General features: G+C 73.3%; 15 protein-coding genes. 4 read left to right on the top strand and 11 right to left on the bottom strand.

The annotated features are described in order from the left end of the window. Positions 1 to 37 precede the first annotated feature (37 nt). The 5 genes from OG294_RS35125 to OG294_RS35105 form a co-directional block, all read right to left on the bottom strand. On the bottom strand, positions 38 to 430 hold the full coding sequence (locus OG294_RS35125; RefSeq protein ID WP_327070599.1) for a cupin domain-containing protein: 393 nt from the start codon (positions 428 to 430) through the stop codon (positions 38 to 40). 76 nt (positions 431 to 506) lie between these two features. Further along, positions 507 to 1,787, bottom strand: coding sequence for an MFS transporter (locus tag OG294_RS35120; protein ID WP_327070598.1), 1,281 nt, complete (start codon positions 1,785 to 1,787; stop codon positions 507 to 509). Positions 1,788 to 2,084: 297 nt separating this feature from the next. Continuing rightward, complete coding sequence (locus OG294_RS35115; protein WP_327070597.1) at positions 2,085 to 3,362, bottom strand: cytochrome P450; 1,278 nt, start codon at positions 3,360 to 3,362, stop codon at positions 2,085 to 2,087. A gap of 119 nt (positions 3,363 to 3,481) precedes the next feature. Then, complete coding sequence (locus OG294_RS35110; RefSeq protein WP_327070596.1) at positions 3,482 to 4,327, bottom strand: lysozyme; 846 nt, start codon at positions 4,325 to 4,327, stop codon at positions 3,482 to 3,484. Between the two features lie 225 nt (positions 4,328 to 4,552). After that, on the bottom strand, positions 4,553 to 5,008 hold the full coding sequence (locus OG294_RS35105) for a MarR family winged helix-turn-helix transcriptional regulator (protein WP_327070595.1): 456 nt from the start codon (positions 5,006 to 5,008) through the stop codon (positions 4,553 to 4,555). A 118-nt stretch (positions 5,009 to 5,126) separates the two neighbouring features. Between OG294_RS35105 and OG294_RS35100 the strand changes: the two genes are divergently transcribed. After that, complete coding sequence (locus tag OG294_RS35100; protein WP_327070594.1) at positions 5,127 to 5,798, top strand: GTP cyclohydrolase II; 672 nt, start codon at positions 5,127 to 5,129, stop codon at positions 5,796 to 5,798. 56 nt (positions 5,799 to 5,854) lie between these two features. After that, on the top strand, positions 5,855 to 6,352 hold the full coding sequence (locus OG294_RS35095) for a VOC family protein (protein ID WP_327070593.1): 498 nt from the start codon (positions 5,855 to 5,857) through the stop codon (positions 6,350 to 6,352). Between the two features lie 108 nt (positions 6,353 to 6,460). On the opposite strand, the gene OG294_RS35090 is transcribed toward OG294_RS35095, so the two are convergent. Then, on the bottom strand, positions 6,461 to 7,270 hold the full coding sequence (locus tag OG294_RS35090) for a DNA-formamidopyrimidine glycosylase family protein (RefSeq protein WP_327071786.1): 810 nt from the start codon (positions 7,268 to 7,270) through the stop codon (positions 6,461 to 6,463). A gap of 166 nt (positions 7,271 to 7,436) precedes the next feature. Between OG294_RS35090 and OG294_RS35085 the strand changes: the two genes are divergently transcribed. After that, on the top strand, positions 7,437 to 8,834 hold the full coding sequence (locus OG294_RS35085; protein ID WP_327070592.1) for an NADP-dependent succinic semialdehyde dehydrogenase: 1,398 nt from the start codon (positions 7,437 to 7,439) through the stop codon (positions 8,832 to 8,834). A gap of 34 nt (positions 8,835 to 8,868) precedes the next feature. Here the strand turns inward: OG294_RS35085 and OG294_RS35080 are convergent, their stop codons facing one another. Beyond that, complete coding sequence (locus tag OG294_RS35080; RefSeq protein ID WP_327070591.1) at positions 8,869 to 9,012, bottom strand: hypothetical protein; 144 nt, start codon at positions 9,010 to 9,012, stop codon at positions 8,869 to 8,871. A 136-nt stretch (positions 9,013 to 9,148) separates the two neighbouring features. Here OG294_RS35080 and OG294_RS35075 point away from each other — a divergent pair, with 136 nt between their 5' ends. Then, positions 9,149 to 9,340 (top strand): hypothetical protein, encoded by a 192-nt coding sequence (locus OG294_RS35075; protein WP_327070590.1) that lies wholly within the window; start codon positions 9,149 to 9,151, stop codon positions 9,338 to 9,340. 76 nt (positions 9,341 to 9,416) lie between these two features. Here the strand turns inward: OG294_RS35075 and OG294_RS35070 are convergent, their stop codons facing one another. From OG294_RS35070 to OG294_RS35055, 4 genes are all read right to left on the bottom strand, one after another. After that, the gene (locus OG294_RS35070) at positions 9,417 to 10,223 is read right to left on the bottom strand and encodes a VOC family protein (protein ID WP_327070589.1); all 807 of its coding nucleotides are present in this window, start codon (positions 10,221 to 10,223) and stop codon (positions 9,417 to 9,419) included. Between the two features lie 150 nt (positions 10,224 to 10,373). Beyond that, entirely contained in the window at positions 10,374 to 11,819 is a 1,446-nt protein-coding gene (locus tag OG294_RS35065; protein ID WP_327070588.1) for a class II fumarate hydratase, read from the bottom strand. Between the two features lie 74 nt (positions 11,820 to 11,893). Beyond that, positions 11,894 to 12,412 carry a VOC family protein gene (locus OG294_RS35060; protein WP_327070587.1) on the bottom strand — a complete coding sequence of 173 codons (519 nt, stop codon included), beginning with the start codon at positions 12,410 to 12,412 and terminating at the stop codon, positions 11,894 to 11,896. A 33-nt stretch (positions 12,413 to 12,445) separates the two neighbouring features. Continuing rightward, positions 12,446 to 13,420, bottom strand: a complete 975-nt coding sequence (locus OG294_RS35055; RefSeq protein ID WP_327070586.1) for an AraC family transcriptional regulator — start codon at positions 13,418 to 13,420, stop codon at positions 12,446 to 12,448. Between the last annotated feature and the right edge of the window lie 462 nt (positions 13,421 to 13,882).

Here is a 13,882-nt window from a genome sequence, read left to right as displayed (position 1 = left end):
AGGCGACCTTTCGAAGAGTGCACGGCCTGACGAAGCGTCAGTTCTCGTGGGCGTACTCGTAGCTGTCGTTGTGGCCGTGCGCGTCGGTGGTGAAGTTGGTCACCGCCCGCTCGGCCGCGTGGATGTTCACCATCCGGGCCGGGCCCGGGCCCAGGTTGTAGAAGGTGTGCGGGACCTCCGCCTCCACCACCACGATGGAGTCCGGGGTCCCGTCGATCGTCTCGTCGCCGGCCTGGATTCTGACCCGGCCCTCGACGATCACGAACACCTCGTCGTACGGGTGGGTGTGCCGGTCCGGACCCACCTCACCGCTCACGTCCACGATGAACGCCGAGACGGTGGTCCCCGCCGCGACCCCCTGGAAGATGTGCGCGGCGGTCTCCCCGTTGATCACGATGCTGGGCAGGCCGGCCTTCGATATGACCTTCATGGACATCCCCTCTCTCAAACGGGCGGCACCGCCGAGCGGCGGTGCCGCGTCAGTCCGCTACGGGTTGCTTCAGGGGTCAGTCGGCCTGGAGCACCGCGGAGTCGGCGGCCAACCCGGCCGCGCCCTCGTCCGCCGCCGCGACCGTCACACCGGACGAGGACCCGGCGAGCGGCTCCGCGGCGGGCGGGGTCAGGAACCGCGAGGCCCAGGTGACCGGCAGACCGACCGCGCAGATGATCGCGCCGGTCACCACCACGGCGCCCGCGCCGTGGCCGCCCTCGGCCCAGCCGCCGACGGCCGCGCCCACCGCGATACCGGCGTTGACCGCCGAGGCGCCCAGGGTCGCCGCCAGGCCGCCACCAGGGCCGGCCAGACCGATCACCCGCAGCTGGAAGGCCGGCGTCAGGCCGAAGCCGACCAGGCCCCACAGGGCCAGCACGATGATCACCGGGATGGGACTGGCACCGACCAGCTTGAGCAGCACCAGCGCCACCACCAGGCCGACGTTGCAGACCAGCAGCGTGTTGGAGGCATTGCGGTCGGCGAACCGGCCACCGACAATGGCACCCACCGCACTTGCGACGCCGAAGGCGAGCACGAAGCCACTGACCGCACCACCGGAGACCTTGGTCACGTCCTGCAGGAAGCTCGAAATGTAGGTGAAGGCCGCGAACTCGCCGCCCAGCAGCAGCAGACCGACCAACAGCATCCCCAACACCCTTGGGGCGAAGGCGAATTTCGCCTGCGCTCGAAGGCCCGAATCGGTGGCCGCCGACACCGGGGGCACCAGCATCACCACCGCCACCAGGGCGATCGCCGCCAGGATCACGATCCCCACGAACGCCGCCTGCCAGCTGATGGACTGTCCGATCAGGGTGCCCAGCGGCACACCCACCACGGTCGAGACCGCGATGCCGCCGAAGACCATCGCCACCGCCTGGCCGCGCCGCTCCGGCGGCACCAGGCTGGAGGCGACCATCGAGGCCACCCCGACGAAGAGCCCGTGCACCGACCCGGTGAGCACCCGGGCCGCCACGAGCATGCCGAAGTTGACCGCACTCAGCGCCAGCACGTTCCCGACGATGAAGGCGGCCAGGGTGATCCCGAGCAGGACCCGGCGGCCGAGCCGCACGGTCAGCACCGTCAGCAGCGGACCGCCGATGCAGATGCCCAGCGCGTACGCGGTCACCAGCAGGCCGGCCGTACCGACCGAGACCTTCAGATCCTTCGCCACCAGGTCCAGGATCCCGACGATCACCAGTTCGGCCGTACCGACCACGAAAGCGCCAAGCCCGAGTGCTCCCAGCGCAAGGTTGCCACGGGTCCCGTCCCGTCCCGATTGCACGGTCGTACTCATATGCACCAGCCTTAGTTGCCGAAGAGGAAGCAGGCCAGCTGGAGCGAAGCAAGTCACAAGCCCGGTACGGAAATTCCCTGGCACTCCACTGACCACGAACCACGCTAGCGACTGGTGAGGCCCTGATCAGAGCCCCGAGCGGGCGGGCGGGGCACTGTCCGCAGTCCCTCCCGGGACTGCGTCAGGTTTGCCGCATAAGTACGGGGACGTCCTGCTTTTCCTGGTTCGTGACCAGGTTCCCGATTCGTCGGCAGGCTCCCGTTTCGCGGCCGGGCTCCCGTGGCGCGAGCGGCCGGCTCAGCCGAGGGTGAAGGCCAGCGAGCGCACCCGGTGGTCGAAGCTGGAGGGGATCAACTCCGGCGCTGCGACCGAGCGGACCTCCGGCAGCCGGGTGAACAGCTCCCGGTACAGCGCCTTCATCTCCTGCCGGGCCAGGTGGGCGCCGAGGCAGTAGTGCGGCCCACCGCCCCCGAAGGCCAGGTGCGGGTTGGGGTCGCGGGTGATGTCGAAGGCGTCGGGGTCGGCGAAGACCGCCTCGTCGCGCCCGGCCGAGCCGTAGAAGAGCACCACCTTCTCGCCCCGGGCCAGCCTGGTGCCGTTCAGCTCCTGGTCGACGGCCACGGTCCGGCGGAACTGGATGATCGGCGTGGCGTGCCGCAGGATCTCCTCCACCGCGCCGTCCAGGTGCCGCTCCGGGTCGGCCAGCAGCAGGGCTCGCTGCTCGGGGTGGGTGCTGAGCAGGTGCAGCCCGTGGGCGAGCGCATTGCGGGTGGTCTCCACCCCCGCGACGAGCAACAGCGAGAAGAACGCGCCCAGTTCACGGCCGGTCAAGCCGCGGCCGTCCAGGTCGGCGCCGACCAGCGCGGAGATCAGGTCCTCGGTGGGGTTCCGACGCCGCTCCCGGCCCACCTCGGCCACCACCCGCTGCAGCCGCGCCAGCGCCCGCAGCCCCTGCCCGGGAACCCGGATCCGCTCCCGCAGCGGCCGTCGCACCCCGGTGTGCTCGGTGGCCTGGTCGATCTGACGCAGGATCAGCGGCCAGTGCTCCTCGGGGATGCCCATCATGCGGCAGATGACCTGGAACGGCAGCTGGGCGGCGACGGCCGGGACGAAGTCGGTGGGCCGCTCGGCGATCACCTCGTCGACGATCCGGGTGGCGATCGCGCCGATCTCCGCCTCCACCCGGCCGAGCAGCCGCGGGGTGAAGGCGCGCGCGACGATCCGGCGCAGCTGTGCGTGCTGCGGGTCGTCCAGATTGACCATCGAGTCGCCGAAGAGCAGCCGCACCCAGCGGGCCGGCTCCGGCGTGGTGACGCCGGGCGCGCTGCGGAACGCCTCGGGGCGGCGGCTGGCCGCGACCACGTCGGCGTGCCGCACCAGCGCGTGGAAGCCGCGCTCACGGCGCAGCAGACCGCCCGGCCGCTCGACGAACCAGACCGGCCCGCCGAGCGAGCGCAGCCGGCGGAAGGCGGCGGCCTGCTGCTCGGCGGGCAGCCGCCAGAAGGCCGGGTCCGCGAGGTCGAAGGCCGCGTCCGCCACGGGCGGCAGCGCCTGCGTGCGCAGTTGGTCCGACACTCGACCGCTCCTCAGCCCGTTCCGCAGACCTGACGCACCGTCAAACGCCGCCGCGCCCGGTCGGGAAACTGGCACGCCCCCGGACTCACCCGCACGAGCGATGCCCGGGGGCAGGCTTGTCAGCCGGTGGCCAGCGCCTGCAGGCGGCTGTAGGCGCCGTTGAAGGTGTCCTGGTCGCCCGGGAAGGTGCCGGAGTCCGCGTACTGCCAGAAGGTCTGGTACGCCCAGCCGTTCGGCAGCGTGCCGGGTGAGCTGGAGTAACGCGCGATCCAGAGCGGGTTGGTGGCGCCGAAGCCGCCGTAGTTGCCGGTGCAGGAACTCCACCAGTCGGTTGTGGTGTAAATGGTGGGATACCGGCCGGTCAGGCTGTCGACGGTGTTGCTGAAGTCCCGGATCCAGCTCACCATGGCGCTCTGGCCGAGGCCGTAGCAGCTGGCGCCGTAGGGGTTGTACTCGATGTCCAGCGCGGGCGGCAGGGTCAGGCCGTCGGCGGACCAGCCGCCGCCGTGGCCGACGAACCAACTGGCCTGCGCCGAACCGCTGGAGGCGTTCGGCAGCGCGAAGTGGTAGGCGCCGCGGATCAGTCCGGCCTGGTACGAGCCGTCGTACTGCTGGGCGAAGTACGGATTGGTGTAGCCAGTGCCCTCGGTGGCCTTGACGTAGGCGAAGCCTGCGCCGTTGGCGGCGGCCGTGCTCCAGTCGACGGTGCCCTGGTAGCTGGCGACGTCCATGCCGCCGGTCTGGGTGACCAGCGGTCGCGCACCGCCGGTGCCCACAGCCTCGTGGGCCGCGATGGTGGAGCCGGCGTGGTCCTGGTCCGGGTGGCTGGGCTGGAAGCCGCGCCCGGCGGTGTCGGCCTGCGCCGGGGCGGCGAGGCCGAGGCCGGCGGCGACCAGCAGGGCGGCGAGCACGGACCCGAGACGGGCGGATCTGGGCAGGCGGGAGTAGCGGGCAGTGCGGGACATGGTCGCTCCTGATGGGCTGGTGGGAGAGGTGCCACAGTTGCGAGAACGCGAGTGCCGCTGCAGCCATACCAATGATTGGCATGGCTGCGCCCGGCGAGCGTAGCGGCCAATCCGTGCGCCCCGCTAGACAACTGAGGCCACCTCAGCAGGAAGAAGCCCACCAGGACCCGCGTAGACCCGATCCCGCCACCGGGCGTTCATCCGCACCCGGGCCGGAGGCCACCCTCACTCCCGCAGCCGCCGCGCGACCTCACCCAGCGCCTCGGCCACCGCCACCAGCTGCTCCCGGTCCAGCACGTCGATCAGCGCCGCCCGCACCGCGGCCACGTGCCCGGGCGCCGCCGCCCGCAGCGCCTCATGGCCCTCCTCGGTCAGGAACGCGACCACCCCGCGCACGTCGCTGGCACAGGAGCGCCGCCGGACCAGCCCCGCCTTCTCCAGCTGGGCGACCTGGTAGGTCAGCCCGCTCTTGGAGGTGATCAGGCGCTCGGCCAGCTCGGTCATCCGCAGCGCCCCCTCGGGCATGGCGGAGAGGTGGACCAGGATCTCGTACTGGGTGTGCGACAGCCCGGCCTCGTCCTTCAACTGCTGCTCCAGCCGGCGCGCCACCAGATTGCTCGCCGCGAGGAATCCTCGCCACGCCGCCATCTCCTGCTCGTCCAGCCACCGGGTCTCTGCCATGGGAAGAGCCTAGCGCTGTTGTTCAAATTTGAAGATCGGTGTACTGTCGACCTCAGCTTCAAATTTGAACAACTTTTCCGACCATCCCGGAACATCCCCGGACCCGACCGGAGACCCCATGACCAGCGCCGTCCCGTCCGCCGTTCCGCCGCAGCTGCCGCCCGCCCGGGTGCGCACCAGGGTGCGGGTGCCGCTGCACTTCGGCGACGGCTTCCAGGTCGACGCCGAGATGACGACCTTCCACGGGCTCGCCGACGGCCAGGAACACCTCGCACTCGGTCTCGGCACCCCGCACGCGACCGGCACCCCGCTGGTCCGGCTGCACTCCGAGTGCCTGACCGGTGACGTCTTCGGCTCCGCGCGCTGCGACTGCGGCCCGCAGCTGCGCGAGTCCGTCGAGCGGATCGCCGAGCAGGGCGGCTACCTGCTCTACCTGCGCCAGGAGGGCCGCGGCATCGGGCTGTACAACAAGCTCGACGCCTACGCCCTGCAGCAGGACGGCGGACTCGACACCTACGCCGCCAACGCCGCCCTCGGCCTGCCGGAGGACGCCCGCGACTACACCGCGGCCGCCCAGATGCTGCACACCCTGCAGGCACCGAGGATCGAACTGTTGAGCAACAACCCCGCCAAGGCCGCCCAGCTCGGTGCGCTCGGGGTGACCGTCACCCGCCGGGTGCCGACCGGCGTCCACGCCTCCCCCAGCAACCTGCACTACCTGCGCACCAAGGCGCAGGGCACGGCAGTGACCCTCGGCCACGGCATCCGCCTCCAGCCGCAGGGCAGTTGAGCCCCCCAGCCGCCCCTGACCGACAGCCCCCACCCGTCGAAAGGCAGGAACCCACCATGCCCGTCCGCCGTCTCAACCACGCGGTGCTCTACATCCGCGACGTGGCCCGCTCCGTCGCCTTCTACACCGAGGTGCTCGGCTTCAAGGTGGACGTCGAGATCCCTGGACGCGCCGCCTTCCTCAGTGCCAAGGAGACCCTGAACGACCACGACCTCGGCCTGTTCGCCATCGGCGCCGAGGCCCCGGGCCCGCAGCCGGGCCGGGTCGGGCTCTACCACCTGGCCTGGGAGGTCGGCACGCTCGGCGAGCTGGCCGAGACCGGGCAGCTGCTGCGCGAGCGCGGCGCCCTGGTCGGCGCGACCGACCATCTGGTCTCCAAGTCCTTCTACGCCAAGGACCCCGACGGCAACGAGTTCGAGGTGATGTGGCGGGTGCCGCGCGCGGACTGGCCGACCGGCGACGAGCACGGCATGCGTGCGCTGGACCTGCAGGCCGCCATCGACCGCTGGGGCGCCGACCTGGCCACCGGCGCCGCCGCCGGCTCCGCGACCTGAGCCGCCTGAGCCACGTGAGTCACCTGAGCCACCGCACGCGCCGGTCCTGAAGCGGACGGGCCGGAGCCCGGCGGCGCGGCGGCAGGCTCGCCGGCCGGTGCCGCCCGCTCACCCCGGCGGCACCGGCCCCCGCTGACAGACCGGGCACCAGAAGGCCACCCGCTCGTTCGGCGCGGTGCCCTGCGTCGCGCCGCGCACCGGGGTGCCGCAGCGGCGGCAGGGCCGGCCCGTGCGGCGGTAGACCCAGTGGTTGCGGTCGGGCCTCGTCTCGCCGGTCGTCGGGTGCCCCGGGCGCAGCCGGTTGGCCCGGAGCAGCCGGTGGGCCAACGCGACCAGCCGCTCGGGCGCGGGCAGCTCGCCGAACGGGGTCCACGGCGTGACCCCGGCCAGGAAGCACAGCTCGTTGGCGTAGACATTGCCGATCCCGGCCAGGTTGCGCTGGTCGAGCAGCGCCTCGCCGGTGGGCCGCCCGGGCGCGGCGGCCAGGCGGCGCAGCGCCTCCTCGGCCCCGCCCGCCGGCCAGTCGGGGCCCAGCAGGTCCGGGCCGAGGTGGCCGACCGCCTGTGCCTCGTCGGCCGTCCGCAGCAGTTGCACCACCGGCAGCCGGTAGCCGACGGCGGTCTGCTCGGTGGTCCCGAGGACGGCCCGGATCTGGTGCCCAGGCCCGCCCGTCCAGCGCTCCCCCGCCCGGTAGACCTGCCAGCGGCCGTCCATCCGCAGATGGGTGTGCAGGGTCAGGCCGCCCTCCAGCCGGGCGAGCAGGTGCTTGCCGCGCGGTGCCACCTCCAGGACCTGGAGCCCCGTCAACGCGGCGGTGGCGTGCGCGGGGACCCGCAGCTCGGCGGTGGTCAGGCGCTGCCCGGCCAGCGCCCGGTGCAACTGGGCGGCGGTGCGGAAGACGGTGTCACCCTCGGGCATGCCTCCAGCATCCCCCATGCCGCGCCTCCCTCTCTCGCAGCACGGTCCGTGACTAGGCTCGTCCGCACGTGGGTAGGCGTGCCCGCGTCACGCGTCGGCGGGCCGCCGTGCCCACGCGCCGGCGCGTCCGGAGATCCAGCCCGAGATCCAGCCAAGGAGACCAGCGATGGCGATCGCGACCGTGAACCCGGCGACCGGACAGACCCTGCGGACCTTCGAGCCCTACCCGGCCGCCGCCGTCGAGCAGCGCCTGGCACGGGCCGAGGCGACCTTCGCCGAGTACCGGTTGACCGACTTCGCGCACCGGGCGCGACTGATGCACCGGGCCGCCGAGCTGCTCGACGCCGATCAGGAGACCATTGCCGCGCTGATGACCGCCGAGATGGGCAAGCCGCTGGCCGCCGCCCGCGCCGAGGCCGCCAAGTGCGCGAAGGCGATGCGCTGGTACGCCGACCGGGCGCCGGGCCTGCTGGCGGACGAGCACCCGGCGCCCGAGGACGTGACGGACTCCGGCGCCGCCCGGGCCTGGGTGCGCTACCGCCCGCTCGGGGTGGTGCTGGCCGTGATGCCCTGGAACTTCCCGCTCTGGCAGGTGATCCGGTTCGCCGCGCCCGCGCTGATGGCGGGCAACGTCGGGCTGCTCAAGCACGCCTCCAACGTCCCGCAGACCGCGCTCTACCTGGAGGACCTGTTCCGCGGCGCCGGCTTCCCCGAGGGCTGCTTCCAGACGCTGCTGATCGACTCGCGCGCGGTCGAAGGCGTGCTGCGCGACCCCCGGGTGGCCGCGGCCACCCTGACCGGCAGCGAGGGCGCCGGGCGCTCGGTGGCCTCGGTGGCGGGCGACGAGGTGAAGAAGACCGTGCTGGAGCTGGGCGGCAGCGACCCCTTCGTGGTCATGCCCTCGGCGGACGTCGCGGCAGCGGCTGCCAAGGCGGTCACCGCCCGGGTGCAGAACAACGGGCAGTCCTGCATCGCGGCCAAGCGGTTCATCGTGCACACCGCCGTCTACGAGGAGTTCACGGCCGCCTTCAGCGCGCGGATGGCTGCGCTGCGGGTCGGCGACCCGATGGCGGAGGCGACCGAGGTCGGGCCGCTGGCCACCCGGCAGGGCCGCGACGAACTGGCCGAGCTGGTCGAGGACGCGCTGGCGCAGGGGGCGCGGGTGGAGGCCCAGGCGAAGGTGCCGGCGGAGCTGGGCGAGGGGTGGTACTACCCGCCGACCGTGCTCAGCGGCATCACCGAGCGGATGCGGATCCACCACGAGGAGGCGTTCGGCCCGGTCGCCACGCTCTACCGGGCCGAGGACCTGGCGGAGGCCGTGCGCCTGGCCAACGACACGCCCTTCGGGCTCAGCTCCAACGTCTGGACCACCGACCCCGCCGAGCAGGAGCGCTTCGTGCGCGACATCCAGGCCGGCGGGGTCTTCTTCAACGGCATGACCGCCTCGCACCCGGCGCTGCCGTTCGGCGGTGTGCGGCGCTCCGGCTACGGACGCGAGCTGTCCGGGCACGGGATCCGGGAGTTCTGCAACACGACCACGGTGTGGGTCGCCGCCGAGGCGTAGCGTCCCTCGTACGACCGAGGGCGTCGGGTGGTGGTCAGTCCTCGCCGAGGACCGCGTACCACTCGACGTCGCCGCGGTCGTACGGGTCGGTGGCCTCCACTTCCTCGACGACCGCCCGCTGTGCCAGCTGCTCCGCCCGGGCGCTCGGGTCTGCCGGGCTGGTGGGCTCGCGTTCCATGCTGCTCCTCCGCTCGATGATCTTCGGGATATTGAGCCGAGCGGTACCCGAACTGATCGCAAGCAAACGACACGCCGGGGCGGTTCACTCGGACGGACGCGATCGTAGGCCCGCAGCTCGCGCCGACGATGGAGGAATGGTGGAGCAGACGGCATCCTCAGAACCCGCGCAGCCCGAGCCGATGCCGACCGAGCCGCCGCAGGACGAGCCGGCCGGTGGCGAGAGCGCCTGTCTGCTGGCGCTGCTCTGCACCGACTGCGGCGCGCTCGCGGACCGGCCGCCGCCGACCGCCTGTTGGCGGTGCGGCACCGTCATCGAACGGCAGTGAGCACCGCGGTGAGCCTCCCGGGCGGCACTAGGCCGTGTCTCACAATGCGCGCCTGGCGGGAATTGTGAGACACGGCCTAGCGGGCCGGTGACGGGCCGATCAGCGAGAACCGGCCGCCCTGCGGGTCACGCAGGTGCCCCACCCGGCCGTACGGGGTCTCCAGCACCTCGCCCAGCACGTCGGCGCCGAGCCGCTCGGCCACCAGCACCCGCTCGTCCGCGTCGTCGACCGCGAAGTACACGTTCCAACTCGGCCTGGCCTCCGGGTCGGTGGCCACCGCGAGCGCGGCCACGCTGCGCCCGGCCGTGCGTAGCACCACCCGGTCGTTCTCCCAGCGGACCGCGAGTTGCTCGGGGTCGCGGCCGTCCCAGGTGAAGACCTCGCCGTAGAAGAGCGCGGCGGCGAAGGCGTCGGTGGTGCGCAGCTCGATCCATACCGGCGCACCGGGGATCATGCTCAGCACCCGGCCGGTGTCGGGGCCGCCCTCCCAGACGCCGAACGGGGCACCCGCCGGGTCGGAGGAGATCGCCATCCGCCCCGCGTCGAAACCCAGCGGGCCCACGGCGACCGTGCCGCCGCGGGCCCTGATCCGCTCGGCGACCACGTCGGCGTCCTCGGTCCCGAAGAAGGTGGTCCAGGCGACCGGCAGTTGGAGGGCGCCCAGGGTGCCGAGGCCGGCCACCGCGACGCCGTCCACCATCGCGGTCACGTAGGGGCCCCAGCGGTCGGGCCTGCTGCGGAACGACCAGCCGAGCAGCTCACCGTAGAAGGCCTGCGCGGCGTCCAGGTCGGTGGCCGTCAGGCTCACCCAGCTCGGCAGCGCGGGCGCACACCGCACCGACGCCCCCCTTGCCGCCGTTTCGGTCGCCGCTGGCTCGGTCATCGCTGCGCCTCCTCGCTGTCCCGACCGTGCCGGCCCGGCCGGTCTGGGTCCGACCGTACCCGCACCACGCGCGCCAGGCACGGACCTTGGATCCGGCGCGGCAGCGCACCACACGGCCGCCGCCCCGGCGTCGGGGGCCTGCGGGCCGGCCTACGGGCGCGTCATCCGCAGCACGTCCAGGGCCTGGTCGAGCTGCTCCTCGGTGAGCAGGCCGCGCTCCACGTAGCCCCGCTCCAGCACCACCTGACGGATCGTCTTGGACTCGGCGAGCGACTGCTTGGCCACCTTGGCGGCCTCCTCGTAGCCGATGTAGCGGTTGAGCGGGGTGACCACCGAGGGCGAGGACTCGGCGTACCGGCGGGCCCGCTCGACATTGGCGGTGATGCCGGCCACGGTGCGGTCGGCCAGCAGCCGGGCGGCACTGGACAGCAGCGCGATCGACTCCAGCAGGTTGCGGGCGATCACCGGCAGCATCACGTTGAGCTCGAAGGCGCCGCTGGCGCCGGCCATCGCCACCGTGGCGTCGTTGCCGACCACCTGGGCGGCGACCATCGCCACCACCTCGGGGATCACCGGGTTGACCTTGCCCGGCATGATCGAGGAACCCGGCTGGAGGTCGGGCAGGTTGATCTCGGCCAGCCCGGTGCGCGGCCCCGAGGACATCCAGCGCAGGTCGTTGACGATCTTGGTCAGCCCGACCGCGATGGTCCGCAGCTGCCCGCTGAGCTCGACCAGGGCGTCCCGGGCGCCCTGCGCCTCGAAGTGGTTGCGGGCCTCGGTCAGCGGCAGACCGGTCGTGCGCGCCAGCTCGGCGATGACGGCGGCGGCGAAGCCGGGCGGGGTGTTGATGCCGGTGCCCACCGCGGTACCGCCCAGCGGCAGCTCGGCGACCCGGGGCAGGGTGGCGCGCAGCCGCTCCTGGCCGTAGCGGACCTGGGCCGCGTAGCCGCCGAACTCCTGACCCAGGGTCACCGGGGTGGCGTCCATCAGGTGGGTGCGCCCGGCCTTGACCACCGTCTCGAACTCCGCCGCCTTGGCCTCCAGCGCACCGGCCAGGTGGCCCAGCGCCGGCAGCAGCTCGTCGCTGACGGCGGCGGTGGCGGCGATGTGGATCGAGGACGGGAACACGTCGTTGGACGACTGGCTGGCGTTCACCTGGTCGTTCGGGTGCACCGGGCTGCCCAGGCGCTCACCCGCCAGGGTGGCCAGCACCTCGTTGGTGTTCATGTTGGAGGAGGTGCCCGAGCCGGTCTGGAAGACGTCGATCGGGAACTGCGCGTCCCACCGGCCCTCGGCCACCTCGGCGGCGGCCTGCACGATCGCCTCGGCCACCGGCGCCGCCACGATCCCCAGCTCGGCGTTGACCTTGGCGGCGGCAGCCTTGATCCGGGCCAGCGCGGCGATGTGGGCGCGGCCCAGGCGCTGGCCGGAGACCGGGAAGTTCTCCACCGCGCGCTGGGTCTGCGCCTGCCACTTGGCCCGGGCCGGGACCTTGACCTCCCCCATCGAGTCGTGCTCGATCCGGTACTCGGCGGCCTCGCCGCCCTGGCCGCCGTCCGGCGCAGTGGCATCGCTTCCGATCTGCTGTGCGCTCATCGCACTCCCACCTCCATCGGGTTCCACGATGCACAGCTCTCCCGGACGGCGCGGTATTTCCGGTCGGCCCCGATTCACCCCTGGGAGTGAGGCGGCTCGCCCCGGTAGGTGCCGAAGGACCAGCGGTTGCCCTCCGGGTCCTGGACCGCGAAGTCGCGCGAGCCGTAGTCGGTGACGTGCAGCGGGCTGACGACGTCCGCGCCGGCGGCGACGGCCCGTGCGTGCAGCGCGTCCGGGTCGTCGGTCACCACGTAGGCGCTGAACGAACCCGGTGCCCCCTGGCAGGGTGCGCCCTCGCGGACCGAGCCGAGCATCACACCGCCGCCCAGCGGCCAGGCCAGCTCGGCGTGCTCGACCACCTCGCCCTCGCCGTAGACGAAGACCTCCTCGAAGCCGAACGCCTCGGTCAGGAAGCGGATCAGGCCCCGCGCGTCACCGGCCCGAAGGGTGGGCCAGACCTGCGGGGCGGGGGCGCCGGGCGCGGGCGGCGCGATGCCGGGCGCCGGCGGGGTGGCCGCGGGGGCGGCAGCGCCCGCGGTGTCAGCGGTGCGCGCGGTGTCGGACGTGTCGGACGTGTCGGTGCGATCGGCCATGGTGACCGGACCTCCTCGGTTGCGGGCCCCCGGTCATCCCGGGGTGGCTCCAGCCTGCACCGGCCGCCCCGGCCCCGCCTTGGACGTTTCGGAACCCAGCGCGGCCCGCTCCTCGGCCACCCGCTTCGCCGCCGTCCCCGTCTCCTCGGCCACCCAGCGGCTCGGCGCGCAGCCGGCCAGCGCGCGGAACTCGCGGGCCAGGTGCGCCTGGTCGAAGTAGCCGCAGTGGGCCGCCAGGGCGGCCAGGCCCAGACCGTCACCCGCACGCGGCTGCCCCGCACGGGCGCTGAGCAGGCGCCGGGCGCGGTCGAACCGGATTACCCGGGCCGCCGCCTTGGGGGTGAGGCCGATCTCGGTACGGAACCGGTCCGCCAGGTGGCGCCCGCTCCAGCCGATCCGGTCCGCCAACGCGGCGGCCGACGGCTGCCCGCCGCCCGCCAGCAGCAGCTGCCAGGCCTGCACCACCTCGGGCGCGGGCTCGACCGCCCGCTGATCCGACCGCTGCCCCAGGCGCCCGCCCAGCCACTGGTCGACGGCGGCGAACCGACCCGGCCAGTCGGTCGCGGACAGCAGGCGCTCCCGGCCCTCCGCCGCCCAGCCGCCCAGCACCTCCTCCGCCGTGAAGTCCAGCTCCGCCAGCTCGCCCGCCGGCAGCCCGAGCAGGACCCGCGCGCCCAGCGGACTGAGGGCGATCTGCACGCCGGACTGCCGCCCGGCATGGGTGATCAGCGCCGGGCCGGTGTGCAGCCCGCCGAGCAGCGTGCGATAGCTGCCGGGCGGCTGGCGCGGGTCCGGGTGGGCGGCCAGCGTGAGCGGCTCGTCCAGGGTGAGGATCAGCGTCAGGTACGGCGAGGGCAGGCCGCGGTGCACCATCGGCGCGACGCCGCGCTGGCGGTAGCCCGAGTACCAGGCCACATAAGGGCGCAACGCCGGCGCCGGGCGGGCCCGGAGCGCCTCGTCCACCGGGACGGGTGCCGGCTCCGGCAGGGGCATCGCGGCGCTGGTCACCCGTCCATTCTCCCGCGCGCAGGCCCGTCGGGGCGCCCGCACGGCAGTCGTCACGACAGCCGTCACGACGAGGCGTCGCGACAGGCGGCACGACAGGCGTCCGGCCATCGTCACGACAGGCGTGCGACGGCACCGCGAGCGGGGCTTCCCGCGGCGGCGAAGAGTCAAACTACCCTCATTCGAGCCCGGCTCGGCCGTGTTCCTGAACACACCCGGGCTGGTGCGCCGCGACATTGACAGTACTCGAACGATCGGGCAAGAATCCGGGCACCCGGCGGCGCTCCCCCCAGTGGCCGACCCCGGGAGTGACGGCCAGGACCGCCCGTGCGGCCGGTGCCGTCCACTGCTCACCGCTCGCCGTCCTGGCCAAGCGCTGAGTGCCCTCGCTGACCCGTTCCCGCGGCTCCGCCGCGCCATGGCCGGCGCCGCTCCGCCCTGCTTCACACCGCCTTGCCCTGCCTT

Origin of the sequence: Kitasatospora sp. NBC_01302, assembly GCF_035976515.1 — a bacterium.
Lineage (GTDB): Bacteria > Actinomycetota > Actinomycetes > Streptomycetales > Streptomycetaceae > Kitasatospora.
The sequence above is the reverse complement of the archived record's forward strand: the minus strand, read 5'-3'. Positions and strand labels throughout refer to the sequence as shown.